Below are 26,131 nucleotides of genomic sequence, written 5' to 3'. Positions count from 1 at the left end.
GTGGCAAAACAGCATTCGCTCACGTTCCGGATGACTGCATTTATCGTCGTGGTCTGTGCCTTGCTCGTGGGCACGGATATCTGGCGCAGTCTGGCTGCCCGGCAGGTACAGTTGAAGGAAATGACGTCGGCCACTGCCAATCTCGCCCGCGCAATGGCGCAGCACGCGAACGACACGATCAAGGAATCCGATACCGCACTGATGGGCATCGCCGAGCGCGTTGAACACGACGGCACCAACCCGGCTGCCCTGGAACGCCTTCGCCAATTGTTTTCGGCCCGGTTAAACGGGCTTCCACAACTCAACGGCTTGTTTGTTTTTGATCGAACCGGTCAGCTTGTCGTGAGCTCGGAGCCTGGGAAACTACGCAGCTATAACAACGCTGACCGGGATTATTTTATCTATCATCAAAGCCACGCGGATCGTGGTGCCCGCATTGGCGGGCCGCTGCTCAGTCGTTCGACCGGAAAGTGGACTGTTCCGGTGTCGCGGCGAATTGTTGACGCGGATGGCAGTTTCGCCGGCGTCGTAGTGGCGACCATCGACATTGATTTCTTCCTGCGGTTTTATAGCAGCCTGGATATTGGGCATGGCGGCGCCGCGGCGCTGGTCCTCGATAACGGGCGCATGGTCGTACGCAGGCCGTTCGAGAGCCGCTTTCAGGGCGCGGACGTATCGGAGACGGCTCTTTTTCATGCCCACGAGCTGGCAAAATCGGGAACCTTCCTTACGAAGTCATCACAAGATGGCGTCGTGCGGCTTAACAGCTTTCGAAGCTTGCAGGACTATCCGCTGTTCGTCGCTGCCGCTTTGTCGCAGCAGGAAATATTGGCGACCTGGTGGACCGACACGCTTTGGCATTCGGCCGGTGTCGGCGCCTTGGTTATCGCGCTGGCGCTTTTTGGTTTTCGGCTCATCCGGCTTATCGGGCTAAGGACTGCGGCGGAAGAGAGGCTCGCTGCCAGCCTCGACATGACGAGTGCAATTCTTGATACAGCGATCAACCCGATCATCACCATCAATGGCGACGGTGTCGTGCGCTCGCTCAATCCCGCTGGCGAAAAAGCCTTCGGCTACGCGTCGCAGGAACTGGTCGGCCGTAATGTCAGGACGCTCGTTCCCGATAGCTTCATCGATGCCTACAACCACTATGTCGCACAGTTTTCACAACAGGGCAGGACGGGAAGCGGCAGCGGCGGCGGCCGGGAATTGGCGGGACTGCGCAAGGACGGCTCGATCTTTCCGGCGCACGTCTCCACTGCCCCGATGGTCGTTGCCGGCGAGCTTTGTTTCGTCTGCGTCATCACGGATCTCACGGAACAGCACGGACAGCGCACGGAGCTGGCGGCCGCGCGGGACCAGTTGTTATTGGCAGCCCAAACAGCGGAGCTTGGAATCTGGTCATGGAACCTGACGGACAACGCGCTCCACTGGAACGAGCGCATGTTCGAGATCTACGAACAACCCAAGACGCTGCTCGGCAGCGGTTTGAATTTCGATCACTGGCGCACGCGCGTGCATCCGGCGGACATCGACGCCACGATGAATTCGCTCAATGCAGCGATTGAAGGGAATGGCGGCGAGCTCCCGCTGTTTCGAATCACCCTTCCGGGTGAGCGGATCCGGTACATCCAGACGCGGATGCGGGTCGAGCGGGACACGAACGGCACGCCTGTCGTCGTGACAGGGATCAACCGCGACATTACCGACCAGCATCAGCTTGAGCTACGTTTGCGCGAGGCGAAGGAGCAAGCTGACGCGGCGAGCGCTGCGAAGTCGTCGTTCCTCGCGAACATGAGCCATGAGATCCGCACCCCGATGAACGCAGTGTTGGGCATGCTGCATCTCGTGCAACTCAGCAACCTCAATCTCCGTCAGCGCGACTACGTCAGCAAGGCACAGACAGCGGCGAAGTCGTTGCTTAGCCTGCTTAACGACATTCTCGACTACTCGAAGATCGACGCCGGCAAGCTGCAGCTCGATGTGCATCCGTTCGAGCTGGAACCGTTGATGCAGGATCTGGGCGTTGTCCTCTCCGGCAATCAGGGCGACAAAAACGTCGAGGTTTTGTTCGACCTGGATTCGGCGCTTCCCAATTCGTTGATTGGCGATAGCCTTCGGTTGCAACAGGTCCTGATCAATCTGGCTGGCAACGCACTCAAATTCACGTTGACCGGACAGGTCATTGTCAGCGTCGAATTGCTGCAACGCGTGGACGCGACGGTACGCGTACGAATTGCGGTCACCGACAGCGGCATTGGCATCAGCGGCGAGCAGACCGGACGCATTTTCGAGGGCTTTAATCAGGCCGAGACGTCGACCACGCGCCGTTTCGGCGGCTCAGGCCTCGGATTGGTCATTTGCAAGCGCCTCGTCGGACTAATGGGCGGCGACCTTCAGGTTGAAAGCGAAGTGGGCGTCGGCAGCCGCTTCTGGTTCGACATCACGCTCGGCGTCGATGGCGCGAACCCGCCCGCTACGGCGCCTGTCATCGACCGGCCTTTACGCTTGCTGGTAGCCGACGATAACCAGATGGCAGGAGAGCTGCTGGTCCGCACGGTCGCGGCGCTCGGATGGCAGGCGGACCTGGTTTGCGGCGGTATCGACGCGGTCAGGAAGATCAGCGAGTCGGTGAACGCCGAGCAACCGTATGACGTGGTCCTGATGGATTGGCGCATGCCGGATCTGGATGGGCTGAATGCGGCAAAGCTCATTCGCGGGGCGAAAGACGGCCTGCCTCTTCCAGTGGTCGTGATGGTCACCGCCTATGGGCGTGAAGTATTGGCTGAGGCCCGCGATAGCGGAGAGGCACCGTTTTCGGGCTTCCTGACCAAACCGATCACACCGAGGCAACTGAGCGACGTTGTACTGCGTGCACTGAGCGCTGTGGGTACGCGGCAGCCCGAGCATCGGGAGCCGGCCTCCAAACCTGCTGCTCGCCTTGCCGGGCTTAACCTGCTCGTGGTCGAAGATAACGCCGTGAACCGTCAGGTTGCCGAGGGGGTGCTAAGAGCGGAGGGCGCTCAGGTACAACTGGCTGAGGGTGGGATCGAAGGGGTGCGAAGGGCCACCACGGCAGGCATTCCGTTCGATGCGGTTCTGATGGATATCCAGATGCCGGATATCGACGGCTTCGAAGCGACACGGCGCATTCGCGCGAATCCTCGCTGTGCCGCGCTACCCATTATCGCGATGACGGCGAATGCATCGAACGCCGATCGGCAAGCGTGTCTTGATGCCGGCATGAACGATCACGTGGGGAAACCGATCGACGTCGAGTTGCTGGTGTCGGTGCTGCACGCTCAAATCGACGGAAGAAAATCCCCGCTCGCGTTCGCACCCAATCAGGCCCCGTCCGGAGTGGACGTGACAGCGGAACCCCTGGTCGAAACCAAAGCTTCGATTGTTGCGCGTTTTGGTGGCAATATTGCGCTGATCAACAGTGTTCTCGATAACTTTGCGTCGCAGACGGAAAAGCAGCTTTTGTTGCTCAGCCAGCAAATCGCAGACGGCGAGCCTCTTGGCGCCGCCTCGGTGCTGCATGCGATCAAAGGGACCGCAGGCACGGTGGGCGCGCGCGCTCTTTCGGTGCGGGCCGGCCAGCTTGAGTATGATTTGCGCCACGCCGATGTGTCGGCAACGAACGTTGTCATCACTGACGAGGGCGTTGCCGATCTGAGAGGTCTACTACAGGACAGCGTCGTGGCATTGGCGCATGAATTTGGAGATGACACAATCCAGGCGCCGGTGATCGACGTTGCATTGCCGTTGGCGGAATGGAAGCTGCGGCTGAACGAGATAGTGGCGTTTCTCGAGTCGTCGAATTTGCAGGCCGTCGCGCTTGCCGAGGCGCTGGTTGCTCACACGGGTTCGGAACAGCGGGACCAATTCGATCAGTTCCTGAAGCAGGTACGGGAATTGGATTTCGCGGTCGCGGCGCTCAGCGCGCGCGACATGCTGGAGCGATCGTGACAAATGGAGCATATTCTGGAAAGCTGGTTACTTCATGCGAATCGCCGTCCCAAGATCCTGATTGCCGACGATCAGCCCACGAACATTCGTGTTCTATACGAGCTGTTTCGCGACCAGTGCGACGTGTTCATGGCAACGAGCGGGGCGCAAACCATACAAATCTGTCGCGCTGAGTTGCCGGATCTCATCCTGCTGGACGTGGTGATGGAAGACATCGACGGGCATGAGGTATGCCGCCGTCTCAAGGCCGACTCGCTGACGGGCGCCATTCCGATTATCTTCGTGACCTCGCAGAATCAGGAGGCAGATGAAGTCATCGCGTTGGGATTGGGGGCGGTCGATTTCATCACGAAGCCCATCAACCCGGTGATTGTGCGCGCGCGCGTGCGAACGCACCTGACCCTGAAGCTACAGGGTGATTTGCTGCGGGCAAGCGCGTTGCTTGACGGCTTGACGGGTGTCGCGAACCGCCGCAAATTCGACGAGGATGTGCAGACCGACTGGCGCCAGTGCCTGAGAGAAACCGCACCTCTCTCACTGATTTTGATCGATATCGATTACTTCAAGCTTTATAACGATCGTTATGGTCATCAAGCAGGTGACAACTGCCTGAAGCTGGTTGCACGGGCTCTGTTTGAGGCGCTTCGACGGCCGTATGACAAGTTGGCCAGGTACGGAGGTGAAGAGTTTGCCTGTCTCTTGCCGAAGACCGAACTCGCGGGAGCGAGCGCAATGGCGGAAAGAATGCGAACGCGCGTGAGCGAATTGAACGTGGAGCACCTTGGCTCCGATGTTGATCAGGTTGTGACCATCTCCTTGGGCGTTGCTTCCATGGTGCCGGCGCCCTCTGTCACGCCTGAATTATTGTTGAAGGCCGCTGACCAACAGCTCTATGAAGCGAAGCGCACGGGCCGCGCGCGCGTCTGTGCGTTGACGACGTCGTGAGCCGGGCGCGAGCTATTCGCGCACGCCGGACAATGGCCCGCACGTAAATGACGCGATCCATTTCAAGCTTATAAGGGGTGTTTGCGTTCGCGTGCGGTTGCTTGCGGCGAATCAGTGTCCACCGTTTGCCAATATTGAATAATGGCGTGAACTTCCGCTTCGATGCGTCGCGCCGTGTCAATGATGCTTTGAATACGGGCTTGCAGGACTGCAGCCTTGAACGGTTTGGCGATGACATCGGCTGCCCCGAGGTCGAGGGCGCGCTGCTCAGCGTCGATGTCGGCCGCAGGTGAGATATAAACAACAGGCACATGTTCGAGCGCCGGTTCGGCTTTCAGCGCCGCGCAAATTTCAAACCCGTCGTTGTGCGAGGTATGTGTGTCGAGAAGAACGACGGTTGGCGCGTAGCTATGCGCCAACCGCAATGCTTCTTCGCGGGAGGCCGCAAAATGTAAGGTGCCTGTATTCTCCAGCGTTCGCCGCATCAGCTGGATGGTGGAAAGGTCATCTTCGATAATCAGCAGGTTGGGCCTTGCCGGCGTCACCGGCCATGTTCGTGACTTGCCCGCCCGACAGTCCTGATCAATATCTTTCACGATCTGTCTCACGCGAAGTTGAGCGCGCACGCGAGCCTTGAGTTGCGCGGCTATAAGCGGTTTCGTGACGTAATCCGCTGCTCCCAGTTTCAGTGCATCGACTTCCAACGCAGGCGCGTCATGGCTCGTTACGAAAATGATCGGGACGTGTGCCAGGTTTGCGTCGCCCTTAAGGACTTCGCATGCGTCGAATCCGGTCATGCCCGGCATATCGGCGTCAAGGAGAATAAGGTCCGGGGGCGAATCCTTTGCAAGCGCAATGGCGGCTTCGCCCGAGGTGGCGAACCGTTGATCAGGGTACGCGTCAAGCATTTGACTCATGATTCGAATCGTCAACGGATCGTCGTCTACTAAAAGAAGTCGCGCACTGTTTGCTGACATTCGGTTCTTCCTCAGGATTTTTGATGTACGTCGCCATGATGCGGCATTCCGATGCGGCTTGATCGGGAGAAATGCGACGGTATGGGACCTTAAATCGTAGCTTGAAGCGGCCGCTAAAATGCAGCCTTGCCGCATTCTAATATAGGGCGGCCCGACGGTCTGTTGGTTAAGTGTGAAAATCGAATACTCCAAAACGCGGTATTCAGTGCGATCGCGGTTATTACTCGGATTCGATCGTTCATGCCCTTGTTAAACTCAGGTCGGTTGAACAAATGGACGCCCATGTTCCGTAAAGATGAGGGATGCAGGCGTTGATGAATCGAATTTCCCGGGAATGCGTGCACGGAGAAATTTCGTTAGGAAGCCGTAAAGTGAGTAACGGCCGAAGGCGCTGGCGTAACAGAAGCCGCGCAATGATTGGCAATAGTCGGACGTCGAGGAAGCTGTTCGAACTTGGTCAATCTAGCCACGGTTCACTTCCTTGAAGTCCTGTGCTTGGGTTTGAGCGCGTTCGCCGGAGGTGCGAGTGAGTTCGGTTCCGATCTCGGGCAATGAATGGGCTCGGAATTCATTGACGTTCTCTGACGTGATCGCGTATTGACTTGGTCCGAAGAGCAAATTTACTCGAGGCAGACCTTGATGCGCGGATCTCGGATCGCTCGTCGCGCCGGCCGCTTTCTCGCGGGTCGACAGCATGATGTTTTCCCCATGCCGACCAGTGTAGGGCAGGGAAGTCGCAGTCGATGTGCCATCGTGCCGCATTGCACAACAGAAAAGTGCAGTGTTTCCGAGCGCGGGCCCAAGACCCATGCATCCTTAACGTAAATACCTAGTTGCCAACTGTTGACAATTCAATCGAGCATGTCAAAATAAACTGTCGACAATTAACAGTCGACAAGAAAATTATGTCTAACCAATGAAACTCGCTGAACGAGCATTTCTCGCCGAAAGGGCGACGATAAAAAGCGGGTTCAACGGGGGCTATCAAAAAAGGGCAAACATGAAGCCGTTCAATTTCTCTTATGTCAGAAGGACAATGGCGCTCGGCATCCTTGCGCTAGCCACGGGTTCGTTTGCGCATGCGCAATCTCACTACGCATTGATTAAAACGATCGATTTGCCGGGGAAAGGTGGCCATGGAGACTGGGTCACGTTCGATGAACCCACTAACACAGTGTGGATAGGCCAGGCGCCGGCGCATAACGTTGTCGTCCTCGACGCTGAAAAGTTGGCGGTGAAAGCAACTATTCCGGGTGTCAAGGAGGCTACCGGTATCGACCTGGACGATGCTTATGCGTACGTCTCCGATGCTAAAAGCAACACGATGGTTGTGATCGATAAACGCACGTTCGAGAAGGTCGCGACGGTGGATTCAGGCGGTGAATCGCCCGATGGCATCAGCGTTGACCGACGCACCGGGAAAATCCTTTTGGCCAATGACGATAGCAATAACGAAGTGATGTTCGATGGCAAGCCGCCATTCACAAAAATCAGCGCAATCGAGTTGAAACCCCGTCCTGCGAAACACGGACCGGACGTCGGCTTGTACGTGCGGGAGCTGGACCGTTTATATCAGCCGGTGGACAACATGATCGACGTCATCGATCCAAATACGAACCAGATAGAAAGTGTCTGGGACTTAGGGGTGAAAACCGACGCCAAGCCCATGGCGTACGACAGCAAGACCAAGCGCCTGGTGATTGGGACGCGGGACAAGAAGATGCTGATCGTCGACCCCGCAATGGGAAAAGTCATCGCGACCATCCCGTTTGAGGGTGGTGATATTGACGAGACTGCCATCGATGTCGGCGCTCGTCGCGCTTTCATGGGCGACAAGTCAGGCAACGTTGAAGTCGTGGATCTCGATGCCAATACGGTAATCGATCACCTGATGACGGAAAAAGGAGTTCACACGCTGACGGTTGATCCGAAGACGCACAGGATATTTGTCTATCTCAACGTTAGTAACAAGGTTGCGGTATTCGAACCCACTTGAGGTTAGAGGTGGCAGGCAACGCCACGCAGGCGTAATGCGGGACGCAATCGGCAGAGCGGCCAAACCGTGAATTGAGCCTTTGCTGGAGGCAAGCGTTTCATCAAGCCTGCGGAGAACAATCCCCAGTATCCCGATTTGCCGGAAAACGCTGTGAAACACTGTGAAAAGACAGGTGCAGGCGTGGGTACCAGTCCGTGCCGGCAGCGTTTTATCAAAGTGTTGACAGTTTGCAAAGTGCAATTTAGTATGACTCCATGACAACCGACTACAGCACCTCAACCGTTACCGTCGCCGAACTCCAGTCACATACCCTGACCGGAGTGGTGCAGAACGAGATCGAAAAAATGATCCTGCGGGGCGAGTTAGCCCCAGGGCAGCGCCTGAACGAGAAACTCATTTCCGACAAGTTGTCGGTCAGCCGTGGCCCGGTGCGGGAAGCATGCCGGGCGCTCGCAGAACTGGGGCTCGTCTATTTGATTCCGAACCGCGGTGTCTTTATCAAGCGGCTGACAAAGAGCGATGCGATCGAGGTCTACGATCTGCGCGCCGGGTTGATTGGCCTGTCGGCATCGCTGCTGGCGCCAATCCTGACCACGCAGGCTGCAGCGAAGCTCGATGCATTCGTCGACGAGATGGAAGATGCGGCGGAAAAGGGCGATTTTTCGCGCTTCGATCCGGTGAACCTCGAGTTCCATGACTTCATCGTGCGCTCGACTGAGAACACGCGGCTGATCAAGTTGTATGGGAGCCTCGTGAAGGAGTTTCACCTGTTTCGTGCGCACGGACTGGTTCAACGCGGCTCCTTGTTGCAATCGAATCGAGAGCATCGCGAGATTGTCGTGGCGCTGAAGTCGAAGGATGCGAAGTTGAGCTATGAGGCTAGTTTCAGCCACGTTAGCCATGGCAAGGAACGCATGCTGACGGCGCTGGATGACCTGGCTAAAAGCTCGTCGTCGCCCGTGAAGCACTCGGAGATGAGCGACCCGATCGTGTAGAACGGCGGGCAGAAGACGCGATTGAATCTGGAGGGTCAATTACAAATTGACCGACTTGATTATTACGGTCTACGAACTGTATTGGATGTGCATGCCCGGAGATGCTGATTTGGGCACCGCTATAAGACGCTGTCAAAGAGGTTTGCCAATATCATGCTTGAGCTTTCGTTAGCATGCCAAATTACCGATCGAACCCGGGCGTTGATTGACGGCCGCGTAAGCGTCGGTGGATGCCGGATCAACTTTGTTCATGGTCCCGCGGAGGAGCTGTTTCAGCGAGCGTTTCGTCATGAGGAATTTGACATCTCGGAGCTGTCCCTCGGCACGCACCTGCTCACCACGGCGCGTGGCCAGAGCCGCTACATCGGCGTGCCCGCTTTTGTGTCGCGCTCGTTTCGCCACTCGGCCATCTATGTGCGTGCCGATCGCGGGATCGACTCAGCCGAGGCGCTACGCGGACGCAGGATCGGCGTGCCGGATTTCCAGCAGACGGCAGGGGTGTGGGTACGCGGTTTCCTCGACGACGAACACGGCGTGCGCACACGTGACGTCCACTGGTTCACCGGCGGGCTTGAGCAGGCGGGGCGCGAAGTGCGCATGCCGCTCGACTTGCCAGGGGACATCAGCATCGCTCCGATCGATTCGGGCGCGACGCTTTCAAAACTGCTCGATGCTGGCGACGTCGACGCGATCATCGCGCCCAGACCGCCCTCATGCTTCGGCCGCAATCCGAATGTCCGGCGCCTGTTCCCGCATTTTCGCGAAGCTGAGGAAGCTTATTTCACGAAGACGCGTCTGTTTCCGCCGATGCACACCATCGGCATCCGCCGTTCGCTGGTGGAGAGATATCCCTGGTTGCCGGTGAACGTATTCGCCGCTTTCGTAAAAGCGAAGGAGGCCGCCATGACCGAATTGACCATCACGGACACGCTGCGCATTACGCATCCGTGGATCAACGCGGAGGTGGACCGGGTCAAGGCGCTGATGGGCGACGACTACTGGCGCTATGGACTCGACGCCAACCGCCCCGAACTGGCCGCACTGCAGCGCTATGCGAGAACCGACGGACTCATTGGCCAGGAGGTGCCGCTCGATCAACTCTTTGCTGCAACTACGTTTGATGGCTTCAATTTCTGAGCCACGAAACGTCGATCAAAAAACAATCAGGAGACGATGTAATGGGCAAGACCGGTAGTACCCGCTTCAATCGCCACAGCGCGGCGCTGTTCTCATGTGTAGTGCTTCTCGCGATCAACTCGATAACTGTGCGTGCCGCCGACGGGTGGCAGCCTCATCGGCCCGTGGAGATCGTGGTGCCGAGCGCGCCCGGCGGCGGGCTGGATCTCGTAGGACGCACGCTGCAAAGCGTCATCCAGCAAGACAAGCTCTCAAGCAAGCCTGTCACCGTCATCAACCGTCCGGGCGGCGGCGGTACGGTTGGCATTGCGTACATCAACTCGCATCCCGGAGACGGCCACTACGTCAGCGTGCAGGCACTACCGCTCATCACGAACCGCATCACCGGCATCAGCACGGTAGGCGTAGACGACGTGACCCCGCTGGCGGTCTTCGTGACCGAGCCCGTCGTCTTTGCGGTCGCGGCGTCAGGGCCGATCAGGACGGGCAAGGATCTTATCGAGATGCTGCAAAAGAATCCCTCGGCGGTCAGCATGGCGGTGTCCAGTTCGCCGGGTGGCCAGAGCCACGACGCCGCCGCCCTGGTACTGAAGGCGGCTGGGCAGGACCCGAAGAAGCTGAAAATAGTGTTCTTCGATTCAGGCGGCGAAGCGGTCACCTCGCTGATGGGCGGGCACGTCACCGCGAGCGCAACACCTGCGGGAGTCGTGCTTGGACCGAGTCAGGCGGGTCGCGTCAGAATGATCGGAATTCCTTCGGATTCGAGACAAGCGGGTGATCTGGCCACTGTGCCGACCTGGAAAGAGCAGGGTGTGAACGTGGATTTCAGCACATGGCGGGTGCTCGTCGGGCCGAAGAACATGACCCCGGATGAGATCGCCTGGTGGGACAACGTGTTGAAGAAGGCCACCTCATCCCCCGAATGGAGCGCAGCAGTCAAGCGTAACCTCTGGACTGCTGACTATAAGAATAGCGCCGAAACCAAAGTTTTTTTGAATGGGGAACAGAAGCGGCTGACGTCTCTTCTTACAGACCTCGGTCTCGCAAAGTAGCCGCATAGCGGAAATATTCGTAAGAGTTTGCCCCACCCCTGACTTTTCCACCGTAGCAACCAACGACATGGAGAACCATATGTCACGCATCGTCCATCTCGCCGTCAAGGTCAACGATCTCGAAGAGGCGACCAAGTTTTATACAGAAGTATTCGGTTTTACGGAGGTCAAGACCGGCCGCAACCGGGAGCACATCTCGCGGCACATGACCGACGGCCACATCGACTTCACGCTGATGCAATACGACAGCGAGGATTCGCATGAGGCGACTATTGCGGGAGAGGGACCGCGTCTGCACCACTGGGGCGTGACCGTAGACGATCAGGAACTGGCGGCCGAGAAGATCAAGCAATATGGCGGCACGATCCTCTCGGCCAAGGGCGAAGGGGCGCTCAAATTCCGCGCCCCGGATGGCACGATTGCCGAGGTCGTGAAGCCCGGACGCTACAACGAGAAATAGAGCGCGGAATAACGTAGTTCCAGTGCCATTGCAGGACCGGCGACGCCTGTGTAACGGGCGCGCCGGTGCATGGAAATATAAGGAGGAGACGTGAAAAGCTTAAAGGGTGACGCGCAGCTTGCCATCGGCGTGATCGTGCTTGCCGCCGTATATCTGTACATGGACATGCGCCTGCCGGAAGTGCGCCTGAGCGATCCGCTTGGACCCAAGGCTTTTCCGGCGCTCGTCGGCGTGGGACTGATAGCGTCCGCGTTGTTGCTGCTGCTCGAACGGCGGCACAAGCTGCGGATCAATCCGCTCGCCGAAACACCGCCTGCGGCTGATGAACCAGGCACCAATCCAGGTAAAAGCATCAGGCACTCGCCACTGGTCCTGGTCGGCATGGTGGCCTGGACTGCGCTTTATTACGTGTGCTTCGATCGTGTTGGCTACCTGATTGCTACGACCGTGTTCCTGCTGGGTCTGCTCACGTATTTCAACCGAAACCGCCACAAAACGAATATTGCGGTCGCACTCGGTTTCACGCTTGTTTTCGACTTGCTGTTTTCCCTGGTGCTGGGCGTTCCAATGCCCGCCGGCCTGTTATCGATCTGACGCGGAGCACCACATGGAAAGCTTGTACGGGATACTGCATGGACTGGCTGTTGCCATCCAGCCGACCCACCTTCTCTATACCTTGATCGGTGTGTTCATCGGTACGATGATTAGTCATCTGCCAGGCATCGGTCCATCGGCGGGGATCGCGCTGCTGATTCCTGTCACCTTCGGCATGGACCCGATTACTGCGCTGATGATGTTGACCGGCATCTATTACGGCTGCATGTACGGCGGCGCAGTTACAGCCATTCTGCTGAACACCCCGGGCGATGCCGCTGCCGTGATGACCGTACTCGACGGTTATCCGATGGCGCGCAAAGGTCGTGCTGCGGCCGCACTCGCCATTGCAGGCGTGAGTTCCTTCATTGCAGGCATGATCGGTGTGACGTGTCTCTCGTTCGTCGCCGTGCCGCTCGCTGCGGTGGCGCTGCACTTCGGCCCGACCGAATACTTCGCGCTCATCTTCTTCGCTCTCTCTACCGTTGGTGCGCTCAATGGCAACTCGATAGCGAAGGGCATGATGGCGGTGTTCATGGGGCTGGGCCTCGCGACCATTGGCATCGACCTGCAGAGCGGCGTGCCGCGCTTCACCATGGGTCTCGCACAACTTCAGGACCGGGTGAGCTTTCTTGTGGTCGTCGTCGGGCTTTTCGCGATCGCCGAGGTCAGCCGGATGGTGGAAGGCACGCTCGGTGGGACGCTGCATTCAGTGAAGGTGGAAGGCAAGCTGTGGTTCACGAAGAAGGAATGGAAACGCGCCCGTCCGGCAATCTTCCGCGGCACTGCGGTGGGCTTCCTGTGTGGTGCTGCGCCAGGCCTGGGCGGCACCTTGGCTGCGATGCTGTCGTACGTGCTGGAGAAGAAGATCTCCAAGCATCCCGAGGAATTCGGGCACGGTGCGGTGGAGGGTATCGCTGCCCCAGAGGCCGCGACCAATGCTGACACCTGCGGCGCTTTCGTCCATCTGCTTGCCCTCGGCGTGCCGGGCTCCGGGGCGACGGCCGTGATTATGGGTGCGTTCATCATGTACGGCATCCAGCCCGGCCCCATGCTGTTTCACACGCAGCCCGATCTTGTCTGGGGGCTGATCGCGAGCATGTACATAGGCAACATCATGCTGCTGGTGCTGAACCTGCCTCTGGTAGGCATTCTCTCCAAGATTCTATATGTGCCGCCCGGTATCCTGCTGTGCCTCATCCTGGGCATAGCTTCGGCGGGTGTCTATTCATTCAACAACGATGTCTTCGACCTGTACCTCGCGCTTGGCTTCGGCGTAGTCGGTTTCCTGTTCCGCAAACTTGACGTGCCCAAAGCGCCGCTGCTGTTTGGGCTGATTCTCGGGCATACGCTCGAGCAGTCGTTCAGGCAGGCGCTGACGATCTCCAATGGCGACCCGACCGTGTTTGTCCGCAGCCCGATCGCGGCGGGCCTGCTTTTGTGCGCTGTCCTCATGATCGGGGCTTCGATCTGGAGCAAGCGTCGTCCGGTCAAGGACCTGCAACTGGCCGAAGCCCGCATTGCGGAGCAACGTCTGGCGGAACAGCGCCTCGCTGAACATCGGCACTGACGCTGCCTGATTGATATCCAACGAACCTGCCGACGGCGCGGATCTCCGCGCCGCCAAGGGGGCGGCTCGCGCTGAATTTACCCGATCGATCGTGGGAACGACAATGACTGTCTATCGACTATCACTAAGCTTAGTGATCCTTATGTTAGAAGGTTCGAACGCCTGGGCGCAAAGCAGTGTCACCCTCTATGGCACGCTGGACGACGCGGTGGCCTACTACAACAACGTAGGCGGTCACTCATTGATCCAGATGCAAGGCGGCGGGCAGGAAGATAACAAGTGGGGCCTCAAAGGCGCAGAAGACCTCGGCGGCGGCATGAAGGCGGTTTTCGCACTGGAAAATGGCTTTGTGATCAACAACGGCACGCTGGACCAGGACGGCCGCGAATTCGGGCGACAAGCCTATGTGGGCTTGTCGAGCGAGGCGTTCGGAACACTGACTTTGGGACGTCAGAACGATCCGACCGTCGACCTCGTTCAGCCCATCACCGCAGACGGCTATGGGGCGGCGTTTTCAACACCGGGCGATGCGGACAATAACGATAACTCGCTGTGGGTCAACAACGCGGTGAAATATCTCAGCCCAAGCTATGCGGGATTCCAGTACGAGTTGCTTTACGGGTTCGGTGGCGTGCCTGGCAGCACGACATCGGGTCAGACTTATTCAGCCGCAGTCTCTTTTACCAACGGCGGATTCAGTGCTGCGGGCGGGTATTTCTTTGCGAAGAACGATCGCGGTGGAGCGGGTTCATCCGATCCGACCGCCGATAATTCGGTGACGCCATTGAGTGGCGCGACTGCCTTTGTGGGTTCGCGCCAGATCGTACAGGCAGGCGTGCAATACGTATTGGGCGACTTCACTGCCAATGCCCGATACAGCAACGCCCAGTTCAAGCCCTATCTGAATTTCGGGGCGTTCAATCGCACCGAGACGTTCAATATCGGCGCGACATCGCTGGGCTGGCAGGCAACGCCCGCGTTATTGCTTGCGGTTGGCTACACGTATATGCGATCCAGCGGAAATGCTTCGGCCACCTATAACTCGGGGGCGGCCACGGCCCAGTACGGCTTATCCAAACGCACGAACTTTTACGCAACCGTGGGCTACACGCACGCTAGCGGTACCTCATTTTCTACCGATGGCTCAACGCTCGTGCCCGCCGGAGGCGCGGTCTCCGACCTTGCGCCGACCTCGGGGACACCGACTCAGGTGGCGGTGATGCTCGGCATCGTCCATAAATTTTAAGCGCGCATTCGGCGATCTTTTCTGCGGACATATAAAAACCGGGCGGTTAACAACAATTGCTGGAGGTTCCCGGGCTAAACCTACTTGCACATCCAATTACTTATGTATATTGTCGACAGTTAGCAGCCTAGCGTTTACAGTAAGAACGATGAACGGTTGTTAAGCGGATGCGTGGTACAGGCGAAGTGAAAGAGCCGCGGAGCAAACAGTACGCGGCAGAGCCGGTATAAATAGTAGGTGTACTAATAAAAATGAAGCCAGTAAAAACTTGTCAATATTGAAGGAGATACCATGCGACGCCTCGTGATTCCCAGTCTTGCCCTGGCTGCATTGAGCGGAGTTTCGACTTCCTACGCTCAAAGCAGCGTTACGCTTTACGGCGAAATAGATAACGCGTTCGCCTACTACAACAATGTGGGTGGTCATTCGTTGTTCGCCATGCAGGGCGCGGACTTGACGGCTAACCAATGGGGGATCAAGGGCAAAGAGGACCTGGGAGGGGGATTCTCAACGATCTTCAACCTGGAGAATGGCTTCGATATCAATTCGGGCACGTTGCGCCAGGGCGGTCGCGAGTTCGGCAAGAACGCATGGGTCGGGCTCGCGTCCAAGTCCCTCGGGACGATAACCATGGGCCGTCAACTCGATCCCACTGTCGACCTGGTGCAACCGATCACGGCTGACGCCTACGGTCCGGCGTTCACCACACCGGGCGATGCAGACAACAACGACAACACGTTCCGGATCGACAATTCGATCAAGTACACGAGTCCGATCTATGGCGGCTTGCAATACGAATTGATGTATGCCCTTGGGGGCGTGGCGGGCAGCATCTCATCGCAAGACACGGTTTCCGGTGCTGCGGCGTACACACGCGGACCATTGAGCGTGGCGGCGGGTTACATCTTTGCGAAGAATGACGGAGCGGCCGGGGTGGGGACAGCCGACTTGACCCATAACAATTCGGTCACGCCACTGTTTGGCAGCGTCTCGTTCGTCGGCTCGCGCCAGATCGCCCATGTAGCGGCGCAGTATGTAATAGGGCCGTTCACGGCGAACATTCGTTACAGCAACGCGCAATGGAAACCGTATATTAAACTAGCGGCGTTCAACCGGACGGAAACCTTCAATACTGGCGGAACGTCGCTCCAGTATCTGCTTACGCCTGCGCTGGCGCTCAATGTAGGGTACGTCTATACAAGATCGACGGGTGCGTCATCAGCCACTTATCACACGGTTGCCGCCAGCACTGAATACTACTTGTCGAAGCGCACCACGCTGTACGCCATCAGCGCGTACTCGCATGCACGAGGCACGACCTTCAACGCAGCCGGCACCGGTATCGTATCTGCGGCGGGTTCGATCGGTGACCTCGAATCGAGTTCGAGTACGCCCAGTCAGGTCGCTGTCATCCTCGGCATTACCACCAAGTTCTAAGGATGACGAAGCGTTGAATATGCGCGGGAATCCATGACTTGCACTGGAGGATAGTGCCAGGTGCGCGCGCTGCATCCCACAAGGGGAGATCCGACAGGAGGCAGGGCTTCGGCCTCGTTTTGGCCTTTCGAAATGCCAACCCCGACGTCAAAAACAAAAAACCCCGCAGGCTCAAGGCTTTACGGGGTTTTCCTTTTACTACCCTTACTGTCCTACCAGACTACTTGTTGGTGCCCAAGAGAGGACTCGAACCTCCACACCTTGCGGCGCATGGACCTGAACCATGTGCGTCTACCAATTCCGCCACCTGGGCCAACCGATACAGCGAAGAGTGCTATTTTAGCGAACGATTCAAAGCTGTCAATGGCCGCGTAAGAAATGGATCAAAAAGGACAGGAAAGCGGCCGCGCGGGAGTCAGCGTTTCATGGCATTTCTCGCGAAGGCGAGGAACCGCCAGCAGAGTCCTCAAGCGGACGCAGTCAATATCAATTGCCGGCACGCCCGGCATTTTCAGATTTTCAGCCGCTCGTTGACGATAGCGGGCCCGAGGTAAATGCGCGCCAGCCCGGTCGTGATGGCTTCCACGATCTGATCGGTCCGTTTCGTGATATGCCCCCGGATCATTTGCTCGGCAGCACTGGCGTCGCGTGTGCGTAACGCCGCAAGAATCCGCCGGTGTTCCGCCTGCGTATTGTCGCGGCCGACCGTCTCCATGCTGATCCACCGGATAAAGCGGATACGCTCGTTGAGGCTCGTCAGCATCCGCAGCAATTCGGCGTTATTCGCCGCGCGGGCGATCCGTTCGTGGAAACCTTCATCGAGTTCCACGAGTTTGGCTGCGGGTGCGTTTGAAGGCGTCTTGATGCTGCTCTCCAGAAATTTTTCGACGTCGTCGAGGGCCTTGTCCGTTCCACGCAGCGCGACAAGGCGCACACACTCGGCTTCGACTGCGCTGCGCGCTTCATAGAGATCGAGCGTTTCTTTCACATCCAGTGGACGCCGGCTGTAACCGCGGCCCGACTCCACGAGAAAGCCGTCCTGCGCGAGCCGGTAAAGCGCTTCACGCACCGGTGTGCGGCTCACGCCCAGACGCTCCGCCAGTTCGACTTCGTTCAGCCGTTCGCCCGGTTTCAATTCGTACCGGATGGCCATGTCGCGAAGGCGGGCAAATACTTCGCCAGCCAGGTTCGGCTTCGCCGCAGCAGCGTCTGGTTTCGTCGTTTGTCGTGGCATATCCGTCTCTCTCGGTATTCTTGCGTGTATACAAAAAAAGTATAACGCATTGGTACTGGAGGCATCATCGGTTCAGCATCAAGCCTTCGCTGAAAAGTTGCTGGCCGTAACGATGGTCAATCATCAGCCCTTTCCAAGTTGCGATTATTATTGAAATGTATCCAAACGTGGATATACTTGTGGACACTTAAGGGTGACATTTCGACAACAGGGAGCGGACGGCTATCTGCTCCCGGGATCAACGGCAGCGTTTTGCGCGAACAAGAACCAAGGAACGTTCATGAGCAAACTCAACGGCGCGGAAGCAATGGTGCACATGCTTTGTCTCAATGGCGTCAAGCATATCTTCGGGCTGTGCGGCGACACCAGCCTGCCTTTCTATGACGCGCTCCAGCGTCTCGATCACGGCATTGACCACATCCTGACACGCGATGAGCGCAGCGCGGCTTACATGGCGGACGGTTATGCCCGGGTGACGGGCAAAGTTGGCGTGTGCGAAGGCCCGAGCGGGGGTGGTGCGACCTATCTGCTGCCCGGGTTGGTGGAGGCGAACGAGTCGTCGGTCGCAGTGCTCGGAATTACATCGGATGTGTCGGTGGATTCACGCGGCAAATATCCGCTCACTGAACTTGACCAGGAGGCGCTGTACCGGCCGCTGACGAAGTGGAACACCACGATCGATCGCGCCGGCCAGATCCCGGGCGCCGTTCGTGCGGCCTTCAGGGCGATGACGACCGGAAGGCCAGGCACAGCGCACCTTTGCCTGCCGTACGACGTGCAGAAACATGAAGTCGATCCCGCCGAACTTTGGGCACAACCCGGCCATGACACGTTTCCTTCGATGCGCTCGGCGCCCGCGCCCGACGACATCGATCGCGCGGCGCAAAAGCTGGTTGCCGCGAAGTCTCCGGTGATCGTATGCGGGGGCGGCGTCGTGATTTCGGGCGCATGCGCCGCGCTCGCGACGCTCGCCGGTCAACTCAACGCCCCCGTTTGCACCACGGTCAGCGGACAGGGGAGCCTTGCCGACACGCACCCGCTCAATGCGGGTGTGGTCGGATCGAATGGCGGCGTGCGTGCGACTCGCGAAGTGTTGTCCGCCGCCGATCTCGTGTTGTTTATCGGGTGCCGCGTCGGCTCGACCTCGACGGAGCACTGGCGTGTGCCGAGCCGATCTGTCCCCATCCTGCATATCGACTCCGATCCCATGGTCATCGCAGCCAACTATCAGACGGAGGTCGGTATGGCCGGCGACGCACTGCTCGCGCTGACCATGCTGAACGAAGCGGTCGAAAGCCGCCTTGCCAGCCGTCCTGCCGATGCCGCCGATGGCCGCGCGATCGTTGCCCGTGCGCAGGAAGCAAAGTGGGCGCTTTTCAAGCCGCTGGCGGAGTCGCTGGATCGTCCGATCAAACCTGAGCGCGTGGTGGACGCGTTGAACAGGCTGCTTCCTCCCAATGCCATTGTCGTCGCCGATCCCGGTACGCCGTGTCCGTATTTTTCGGCCTACTTCAAGGCCTCGCAACCCGGCCGCCATTTCATTACCAACCGAGCCCACGGCGCACTGGGTTTTTCGATGTCCGCTGGCATGGGCGCGGCAATCGGGAGGCCGGACACCAAGGTGGTATCCGTGATGGGTGACGGCAGTTTCGGCTTCACGGTCGGCGAAATGGAGACAATCGTGCGCCGCAAGGTGCCGCTGCTGATGATCGTATTTTCGAACTCGGTCTATGGCTGGATCAAGGCGAGCCAGAAGGCCGGTTACGATGCACGCTATTTTTCAGTCGACTTCGACCGGACCGACCACGCGCGCATTGCCGAGGCATACGGCGTGAAAGCCTGGCGCGTGGAAGACCCCGCGCAGCTCGATGCCGTGCTCAAGGCGGCGATCGAGCATGGCGGCCCGGCGCTGGTCGATGTCATTTCACAGCCGCTGCAGGAAACCGCCGCACCGGTCAGTCAGTGGATGGGTTGAGGATAACTAATCATATGTCAGGAAACGCGTCACCTGTGGTTGTGCTGGGAGCGGGGATTGTCGGCGTTTGCGCGGCCTCGTGGCTGCAGCGCGAAGGCTACGATGTCGTTGTGATCGATCGGCAGGAGCCGGGTGAGGCCACATCGTTCGGCAACGCCGGGTGTATCAACGGGTCGTCGATCGTGCCCGTGGCCATGCCCGGTGTTCTGAAAAACGTGCCGCGCTGGTTGCTGAACCCCGACGGTCCGCTCGTTGTGCGCTGGCAGTATCTGCCGAGGCTGATGCCGTGGTTGCTTCGTTTCATTGCATCGAGCGATCCGGCGAAGGTCGACGCACAAGCGCGGGCGTTGCGAGCATTGATGGAATCGAGTCTGGCCGATTACGCGCCGCTCGTGCGTGATGCGCGAGCGGAACGCTTCGTGCACGAGCGCGGCCACCTGATTGCCTACACCACGGACGCAGGCCACGCATCCGACGACAAAGCCATGCGTTTGCGCGCGCAAAACGGCGTAGTGATCGATGAAATCACAAAGGCGCAATTGCACGACATGGAGCCCGACCTTGCCCCCGGCTTTATCCGGGCGCGACGGATCGGGGAGACCGGGCATGTCAGCGATCCCGGGCAGTTCACGAAGCAACTGGCGCACGCGGCCGTCTCGCGTGGCGCGCGCTTCGTGAAGGCTGACATTCGCGGCGTTCAAACCGACGGCACGCGTGTCACGGGCGTTATCACGAACGCGGGTGTCCAGCCGGCGAGCGCCGTGATCGTTGCGCTCGGCGCATGGTCTGTATCGATTGTTCGCGAGTTGGGCGACCGGGTGCTATTGGACACGGAGCGCGGATATCACATTGAAGTACCGGGTGCGCAGGCACGTCCGCGTGTCCCCACGCTCTGGTACGAAGGCAAGATGTTCGCCACGCCAATGGACGGTCGCGTCCGATGTGCCGGCACCGTCGAACTGGCGGGGCTCAACGCGCCTCCAGACTGGTCGAGAACGCGCCTTCTCGAACGTCAGCTTAAACAGATGTATCCGGCCATTGCCGACGATATCGCACGCGCGGGCGAGGGCGCCTTGCCACGCTGGCTCGGCTTCAGGCCGAGTACGCCCGATTCATTGCCTGTCATCGGTCCGTCGGCGCGATTCAGCAACGCGATCTACGCGTTCGGGCACGGGCACGTTGGACTGACGGCGGCGGCGTCCACCGGCAGGGTCGTCGCGCGGATTCTCGCAGGCCAGTCCTCCGGGATCGACCTGGAGCCGTTTTCTATCGGACGTTTCCGTTAGCCATCGATAAACAAGCGCTTGACAGTGGTAATTTGATCAAAAAGTATACGTATTTGGATACATTGAATGTATCCAAATGACTCGATGACGGCATTTTCTCAATTCGCTGGAGGACGTCGATGCTTTTTTCAGATGACAGTCGGGCGCCTCGATCGTCCGATCCGGACGGTGTATTTCATGGCGGCAAGTCGGTATATGGCGCATCGCTCGGCATCCTGATGCTGGACGCGCGGTTTCCGCGCATCCCTGGCGACATGGGGAACGCCGGGACCTGGCCATTCCCGGTGCTCTACAAAGTGGTGCGCGGAGCTTCGCCGGAACTGGTCGTGCGTCGCGGCGCGGAGGGCACGCTGCCGCTTTTTATCGACGCTTCTCGCGAGCTGGTCGATATTGGGGCGGATGGCATCACGACCAATTGCGGCTTTCTTGCGTTGTTCCAGAAAGAGCTCCAGGAAGCGGTGCCGGTTCCAGTACTGACGTCATCGCTGTTGCAGATTGCCCAGGTGGCGCGGACGCTGCCGCCGGGCAAACGCGTGGGCGTGGTCACTATTTCGGCAGGCACGCTCACGGCGCGGCATCTCGAAGCGGCCGGCGCTCCTGCCGATACCCCGATTGTCGGAACCGACAACGGACTCGAATTTTCTCGCGTCATCCTGGGCAACGAACTCCGGCTGGATCGCGCCGCCGCCGAGCGCGACGTTGTCAACGCTGCGCTGGCCCTGAAAGAAGCGCACCCGGACGTGGGCGCCATTGTTCTCGAATGCACGAACATGTGCCCCTATACGGCAAGCGTACGACGCGCGACAGGCCTCCCCGTTTTCGATATCTACAGTCTCGTGCACTGGTTTCAGCTCGGACTCGCACCCCACAGCTTCTAGGTAAAACGACACGCAACCACTCTCCAGGACAAGAAATGAAAAGACGTGAAGCACTGCAGCGCTCGTTGGTGGCCAGCGCGGGTCTGGCTGCGGTGGCGGCGACAATGCCTTCCGCACGCGCCCAAGGCAACGCGGCCTCTACGCTTGACCGCATCAAGCAGACGAAGGAGTTGCGCGTTGCGGCCCTCACCGGCGAGGAGCCGTATTTTCACAAGGACATCGTATCCAATGCGTGGTCGGGCGCATGCATTGCCATGTCGAACGACATTGCGTCGAACTTCGGCGCCAAGGTGGTCGAGGTCGAGTCCACGTATGCAAATTCGGTGCTCGACCTGCAGAGCGGCAAGGTCGATATTGCTTTCGCGCTGAATCCGACGCCGGCCCGCGCACTTGCTATTGATTTCACGACACCCATCCTGGTTCATTCGTTCACGGTGATCGGCCGCAAGGGGTTGCCGCCGGTGAATAGCTGGGAAGACATCAACAAACCCAGTGCACGTGTAGCGGTCGACCTGGGCACCTCGCACGAAATCATTGCACGCCGATATCTTCCCAAGGCGACCATTACGGGTTTCAAAGTACGCGATCAGGCGTTGCTCGCCATCATGTCGGGCCGCGCCGACTATGTCGTTGTACTGACTGTACTGGCCATCAACGCGCTCAAGAAGAACCCGGAACTGGGTAGCTTGTCGATCCCGAAGCCCGAGCTGACGATGCCCGCCAACATGGGCGTGAGGATAGAAGCTGACGGCCGCTGGCGCGATTTCCTGAGCGTATGGGCCGACTACAACCGGTCTCTCGGCACGATGCGCCAGTGGATGCTCGACGCGCTCGCACAAGCAGGGATCAAACCGGGCGATATTCCGCCGCAGGTTCACTTCTAAGCGGACTCTGGCATGCACTACACCTGGGACTTCGCGACCGTCCTCGCCTACAAGGTGTTGTTCCTTCGGGGACTGATCACCACGCTTCTCTATACGGTGGGAACGGTCGCGGCCGGACTTGTCATGGGCCTGGCGGCAGGCTGCGCGCGCACATTCGGCAACCGCCTAATTGCCGCGCCGTTCCGTCTGTACGTGGAGGTATTCCGCTGCACGCCGTTGCTGGTCCAACTGGTCTGGATGTACTACGCGCTACCCGTGTTGACAGGTGCCACGATGACGCCCGGCATGGCCTCTTTCCTCACGCTGACGCTCTACACCGGGGCCTTTTATGCCGAGATCTTTCGTGGCGGGATCGCCGCCGTCGACAAGGGGCAATGGGAAGCTGGGCGCGCGACGGGCATGATGCCGGTCATGGTGTTTCATCGCATCATCCTGCCGCAGGCTGTACGCGTGATGATTCCTTCTTTCATCAACCAGACCGTGACGCAGTTGAAGAACACGTCGCTCATATCGACCATTGCCGTGGCTGACCTGGTGTATCAGGGCAGTGTGGTGACGGCGGCGACTTATCGGCCGCTCGAGGTCTATACCGCGGTCGCGGTTCTTTACTTCATCGTTCTGTTCCCGGTGACGACCTTCGCGGAGTATGTCGAACGCAGACTCGGAGCCCACAAAGCATGAGCGGCCAGACCAGCGCGATGATCCAGGCGCGTCATATCGATAAAAGTTTCGGCGCGAACGCGGTGTTGCGCGATGTATCAATCGAGGTGTCGAAAGGACAGGTGGTTGCGCTCATAGGCCCGAGCGGCTCCGGAAAATCGACGCTTCTGCGGTGCCTGAACCTGCTCGAGGTACCGGACGCCGGCAACCTGACCGTAGGCGAGCACAGTTTCGACTTCCGGCCCTCGGTCGGCCGTCCCGGACGCGTCGCTGCGCGTCCGGCGGCGCGATTGCGCCGTGATATTGGCATGGTGTTCCAGCATTTCAATTTGTATCCGCACATGACCGTGCTTGGCAATGTGGTGGAGGGCCCGATCCGCGTCAGGCGCATGCCGCGTCAGGAGGCCCGCGATCTTGGCGAAGCGTTGCTCGCCAAGGTGGGTCTCGCCGACAAGGCGGCGCAATATCCCGCGAGACTTTCGGGCGGGCAGCGTCAGCGTGTCGCGATTGCCCGGGCGCTCGCGATGCAGCCCAAGGCCATGCTCTTCGATGAAGCTACATCCGCGCTCGACCCCGAATTGGTTGGAGAAGTCCTTCAGGTCATGGAGGACCTCGCGAACGACGGCATGACCATGATCCTCGTCACGCATGAAATGGCATTTGCACGGGAGATAGCGGACCAGGTGTGCTTCATGGACGGCGGAACGATTGCATTGAGCGGCCCGCCTGCCGATATCTTCGACGCAGCGAAAGACAGCCGTATCGGAATGTTTCTGGATCGATTCAACAAGCGCTGACCGGGCGGGCCAACCCGGTTCGCGTCGTCATTCGAATTGCTCCGTCATTTTCAATAAACAATTTAGGATAACAAATTGAAGACCATCAGCCTGGGCATTGCCATCGGGCTTTGCTCGAGTTATTGCATGGCGCAGAGTTCCGTGACCCTGTACGGTGAGATCGATGAAGGCATCTCATACATCAACAACGCCGGTGGTGCTTCGACCTTCAAGATGCGCAGCGGTGCATGGGATGGCTCTCGCTGGGGTTTCAAGGGAACCGAAGTCCTCGGCGGCGGATACAGCGCAATCTTCCGGCTTGAGAATGGTTTCGATGTCACGAGCGGAAAACTGGCCCAGAACGGACGCATGTTCGGCCGGTCCTCGTACGTGGGTATTGCCAGCCCCTATGGCACCGTGACGCTCGGACGTCAATACGATCCGGTGGTCGATTACCTTGGCCCGATCCTCGCCAGTGGTCGAGGATCGTCGCCGGTGTACGACCTCGACAACACCGGCAATGACTATCAGACCAGCAACTCGGTCAAGTTCGCGAGCAACAACTACGGCGGGTTTTCGTTTTCAACGCTTTATGCCTTTGGCGGTGTGGCGGGGCAATTCTCGACCAACAGCGTGGTCGGCGTAGGGGCAGGCTACTCGTCCGGCCCGTTGTCTGCAGGAGCTGCTTATACATCGGTTCGTAATCCTTATCAGACATGGTACGACGGGACTGGCGCCTCCAGCATCCTGATCTACGGCGCATATCTGCCAAGCGCGCGTGACTTGAATATCGCGGGAGTGGGTGCGTCGTACAAGCTCGGCAATTTTGTGGCTCATGCGGGCATGACGCGCTCTGTCCTGACCGATTCAATCAACGGAAGCAACGCCCAGTTCAATACCTACATTATCCAGGGGGACTATTGGCTAAGGACCGATATTCGCCTGACAGCCGCCGCGGATTTGACAAGCGCGACCATCGGCACGACAGGCGGGCATCCCAAGTACCGGCAGTTCAACCTGGTCGGCGACTATCTGCTGTCCAAACGGACCGATGTGTATGCATGGGTGCTCTACAGCACGGCGGGAGATGGTGCTACCCAGGCGCAGATCGGTCAGCTTACTGCCTCGACTACCGACCGGCAGGTGAATGTTCATGTCGGCATGCGGCTTCGGTTCTGATCACCGGGATCCCGCGGTCTGTTGGAGTTTCTCAATCAAGGGAGTGACTGTGCCCGGCGCAGATTCGTATTTTGAAGCAAGACAAGTTGGCGAGGACTATATCCCCGTCATCGACGGGGCTGATGGCCGGGCACGCGAAGAACAAGAGAGACTTCAAGCAGTACGCGTAGCATGCAGGACCGTGCGCCTCTGCACGGCCCACTCAGTGAGGATCAATCAGCACGGTAGTGATGCCGGGTGAAAAACCGGTCGAGCTCACGCTCTTCCGGCCGGCGTCCGGTAAAGACCTCGACGTACTCGGCAATACGCATCATGCGGACAGATAGCGCCTCTTCGCTTTTCATCGAGATGTAGCCCATCTGCGTGAGGTAGATGGCCCGGGCGCGTACATCGGCGGAGATCGGCTCGTAGTCATAACGCTCGAATAATTGCGTGAGCGCAGCGATGCGCAGTTGATCGGCCACCTGGATCTCGCCGGCAATCTCGGGCGACTGCAGCGCCCAGCTCCGGATGGCCGCTTCAAACCGCGAGTCGAAGATCCGGTCATCGAGCCAGCAATCAAACACATTCAGAACCGCTTCGCAGATTGTTTCGGCATAGGCCTCGGTCTGCCTGACCCAGTTGCCGGTGTTCTTGGCGCGCCAGCGCTCCAGCAACCCAGCCAATAGCTCCTCGCGGTCCTTGAAAAACCAGTAGAAACTGGTGCGCGACAGATTCAGCTTCTTGGCCAACGGAAGGATCCGCACGGAATCGACGCCGGCATCGCGCAGGCTTTCGTAAGCGACCTCGAGCCACGCCTCGGGCGACCCTCGTCCGGCATCCGTAGTCGGTAGATCCATAGGTAAACAATTCCTTAAAACAGTCGTGATCGCGAGCCC

Annotated in this window: 22 protein-coding genes and 1 tRNA gene; 18 read left to right on the top strand and 5 right to left on the bottom strand. The window is 58.8% G+C overall.

Going from position 1 to position 26,131, the window contains the following annotated elements; genetic code table 11:
* Both ABH944_RS04260 and ABH944_RS04255 read left to right on the top strand, forming a co-directional pair.
* Window positions 1-3,972 carry a response regulator gene (locus ABH944_RS04260; protein WP_404604439.1) on the top strand — a complete coding sequence of 1,324 codons (3,972 nt, stop codon included), beginning with the start codon at window positions 1-3 and terminating at the stop codon, window positions 3,970-3,972.
* A gap of 3 nt (window positions 3,973-3,975) precedes the next feature.
* Window positions 3,976-4,917: a diguanylate cyclase domain-containing protein gene (locus tag ABH944_RS04255; RefSeq protein WP_404604440.1), complete on the top strand. Its 942-nt coding sequence runs from the start codon at window positions 3,976-3,978 to the stop codon at window positions 4,915-4,917.
* 68 nt (window positions 4,918-4,985) lie between these two features.
* On the opposite strand, the gene ABH944_RS04250 is transcribed toward ABH944_RS04255, so the two are convergent.
* Window positions 4,986-5,894 carry a PleD family two-component system response regulator gene (locus ABH944_RS04250; protein WP_404604441.1) on the bottom strand — a complete coding sequence of 303 codons (909 nt, stop codon included), beginning with the start codon at window positions 5,892-5,894 and terminating at the stop codon, window positions 4,986-4,988.
* A gap of 462 nt (window positions 5,895-6,356) precedes the next feature.
* A complete protein-coding gene (locus ABH944_RS04245; protein WP_404604442.1) occupies window positions 6,357-6,590 on the bottom strand; it encodes a hypothetical protein in 234 nt (77 codons plus the stop codon).
* Window positions 6,591-6,810: 220 nt separating this feature from the next.
* On the opposite strand from ABH944_RS04245, the gene ABH944_RS04240 reads away from it, so the two are divergent.
* The 9 genes from ABH944_RS04240 to ABH944_RS04200 all read left to right on the top strand — a co-directional run bounded on the left by ABH944_RS04240 (window position 6,811) and on the right by ABH944_RS04200 (window position 16,381).
* Window positions 6,811-7,890: a YncE family protein gene (locus ABH944_RS04240; RefSeq protein ID WP_404604443.1), complete on the top strand. Its 1,080-nt coding sequence runs from the start codon at window positions 6,811-6,813 to the stop codon at window positions 7,888-7,890.
* A gap of 254 nt (window positions 7,891-8,144) precedes the next feature.
* A complete protein-coding gene (locus ABH944_RS04235; protein ID WP_404604444.1) occupies window positions 8,145-8,885 on the top strand; it encodes an FCD domain-containing protein in 741 nt (246 codons plus the stop codon).
* A 201-nt stretch (window positions 8,886-9,086) separates the two neighbouring features.
* Complete coding sequence (locus ABH944_RS04230; protein WP_404604445.1) at window positions 9,087-10,022, top strand: ABC transporter substrate-binding protein; 936 nt, start codon at window positions 9,087-9,089, stop codon at window positions 10,020-10,022.
* A gap of 41 nt (window positions 10,023-10,063) precedes the next feature.
* Window positions 10,064-11,074, top strand: coding sequence for a tripartite tricarboxylate transporter substrate binding protein (locus tag ABH944_RS04225; protein ID WP_404604446.1), 1,011 nt, complete (start codon window positions 10,064-10,066; stop codon window positions 11,072-11,074).
* A 79-nt stretch (window positions 11,075-11,153) separates the two neighbouring features.
* A complete protein-coding gene (locus tag ABH944_RS04220) occupies window positions 11,154-11,534 on the top strand; it encodes a VOC family protein (protein ID WP_062087159.1) in 381 nt (126 codons plus the stop codon).
* 90 nt (window positions 11,535-11,624) lie between these two features.
* Window positions 11,625-12,128 carry a tripartite tricarboxylate transporter TctB family protein gene (locus ABH944_RS04215; RefSeq protein ID WP_062087161.1) on the top strand — a complete coding sequence of 168 codons (504 nt, stop codon included), beginning with the start codon at window positions 11,625-11,627 and terminating at the stop codon, window positions 12,126-12,128.
* A 13-nt stretch (window positions 12,129-12,141) separates the two neighbouring features.
* Window positions 12,142-13,698, top strand: a complete 1,557-nt coding sequence (locus ABH944_RS04210) for a tripartite tricarboxylate transporter permease (RefSeq protein ID WP_404604447.1) — start codon at window positions 12,142-12,144, stop codon at window positions 13,696-13,698.
* 10 nt (window positions 13,699-13,708) lie between these two features.
* Window positions 13,709-14,944 carry a porin gene (locus tag ABH944_RS04205; protein WP_472975125.1) on the top strand — a complete coding sequence of 412 codons (1,236 nt, stop codon included), beginning with the start codon at window positions 13,709-13,711 and terminating at the stop codon, window positions 14,942-14,944.
* Window positions 14,945-15,235: 291 nt separating this feature from the next.
* A complete protein-coding gene (locus tag ABH944_RS04200; RefSeq protein ID WP_404604449.1) occupies window positions 15,236-16,381 on the top strand; it encodes a porin in 1,146 nt (381 codons plus the stop codon).
* A gap of 228 nt (window positions 16,382-16,609) precedes the next feature.
* Here ABH944_RS04200 and ABH944_RS04195 read toward each other — a convergent pair.
* A tRNA-Leu gene (locus ABH944_RS04195) sits at window positions 16,610-16,694 on the bottom strand.
* Between the two features lie 198 nt (window positions 16,695-16,892).
* Window positions 16,893-17,615 (bottom strand): GntR family transcriptional regulator, encoded by a 723-nt coding sequence (locus ABH944_RS04190; protein ID WP_404604450.1) that lies wholly within the window; start codon window positions 17,613-17,615, stop codon window positions 16,893-16,895.
* Between the two features lie 280 nt (window positions 17,616-17,895).
* On the opposite strand from ABH944_RS04190, the gene ABH944_RS04185 reads away from it, so the two are divergent.
* The 7 genes from ABH944_RS04185 to ABH944_RS04155 all read left to right on the top strand — a co-directional run bounded on the left by ABH944_RS04185 (window position 17,896) and on the right by ABH944_RS04155 (window position 25,253).
* Window positions 17,896-19,590: a thiamine pyrophosphate-binding protein gene (locus ABH944_RS04185; RefSeq protein ID WP_404604451.1), complete on the top strand. Its 1,695-nt coding sequence runs from the start codon at window positions 17,896-17,898 to the stop codon at window positions 19,588-19,590.
* Between the two features lie 14 nt (window positions 19,591-19,604).
* Entirely contained in the window at window positions 19,605-20,876 is a 1,272-nt protein-coding gene (locus tag ABH944_RS04180) for an NAD(P)/FAD-dependent oxidoreductase (RefSeq protein ID WP_404604452.1), read from the top strand.
* 119 nt (window positions 20,877-20,995) lie between these two features.
* Window positions 20,996-21,754, top strand: coding sequence for an aspartate/glutamate racemase family protein (locus tag ABH944_RS04175; RefSeq protein WP_404604453.1), 759 nt, complete (start codon window positions 20,996-20,998; stop codon window positions 21,752-21,754).
* Between the two features lie 35 nt (window positions 21,755-21,789).
* Window positions 21,790-22,638 carry a transporter substrate-binding domain-containing protein gene (locus ABH944_RS04170; RefSeq protein ID WP_404604454.1) on the top strand — a complete coding sequence of 283 codons (849 nt, stop codon included), beginning with the start codon at window positions 21,790-21,792 and terminating at the stop codon, window positions 22,636-22,638.
* Between the two features lie 12 nt (window positions 22,639-22,650).
* Window positions 22,651-23,319: an amino acid ABC transporter permease gene (locus tag ABH944_RS04165; protein ID WP_404604455.1), complete on the top strand. Its 669-nt coding sequence runs from the start codon at window positions 22,651-22,653 to the stop codon at window positions 23,317-23,319.
* Window positions 23,316-24,095, top strand: coding sequence for an amino acid ABC transporter ATP-binding protein (locus ABH944_RS04160; protein WP_404604456.1), 780 nt, complete (start codon window positions 23,316-23,318; stop codon window positions 24,093-24,095). The genes ABH944_RS04165 and ABH944_RS04160 overlap by 4 nt, the downstream gene beginning before the upstream one ends.
* Before the next feature lie 75 nt (window positions 24,096-24,170).
* Window positions 24,171-25,253: a porin gene (locus ABH944_RS04155; protein ID WP_404604457.1), complete on the top strand. Its 1,083-nt coding sequence runs from the start codon at window positions 24,171-24,173 to the stop codon at window positions 25,251-25,253.
* Window positions 25,254-25,465: 212 nt separating this feature from the next.
* On the opposite strand, the gene ABH944_RS04150 is transcribed toward ABH944_RS04155, so the two are convergent.
* On the bottom strand, window positions 25,466-26,092 hold the full coding sequence (locus tag ABH944_RS04150) for a TetR/AcrR family transcriptional regulator (protein ID WP_404604458.1): 627 nt from the start codon (window positions 26,090-26,092) through the stop codon (window positions 25,466-25,468).
* Between the last annotated feature and the right edge of the window lie 39 nt (window positions 26,093-26,131).

Origin of the sequence: Caballeronia udeis, from assembly GCF_044909315.1 — a bacterium.
Classification (GTDB): Bacteria; Pseudomonadota; Gammaproteobacteria; order Burkholderiales; family Burkholderiaceae; genus Caballeronia; species Caballeronia udeis_A.
Note: the sequence above shows the minus strand (reverse complement) of the source record. Positions and strands in the feature narration are given on the sequence as shown.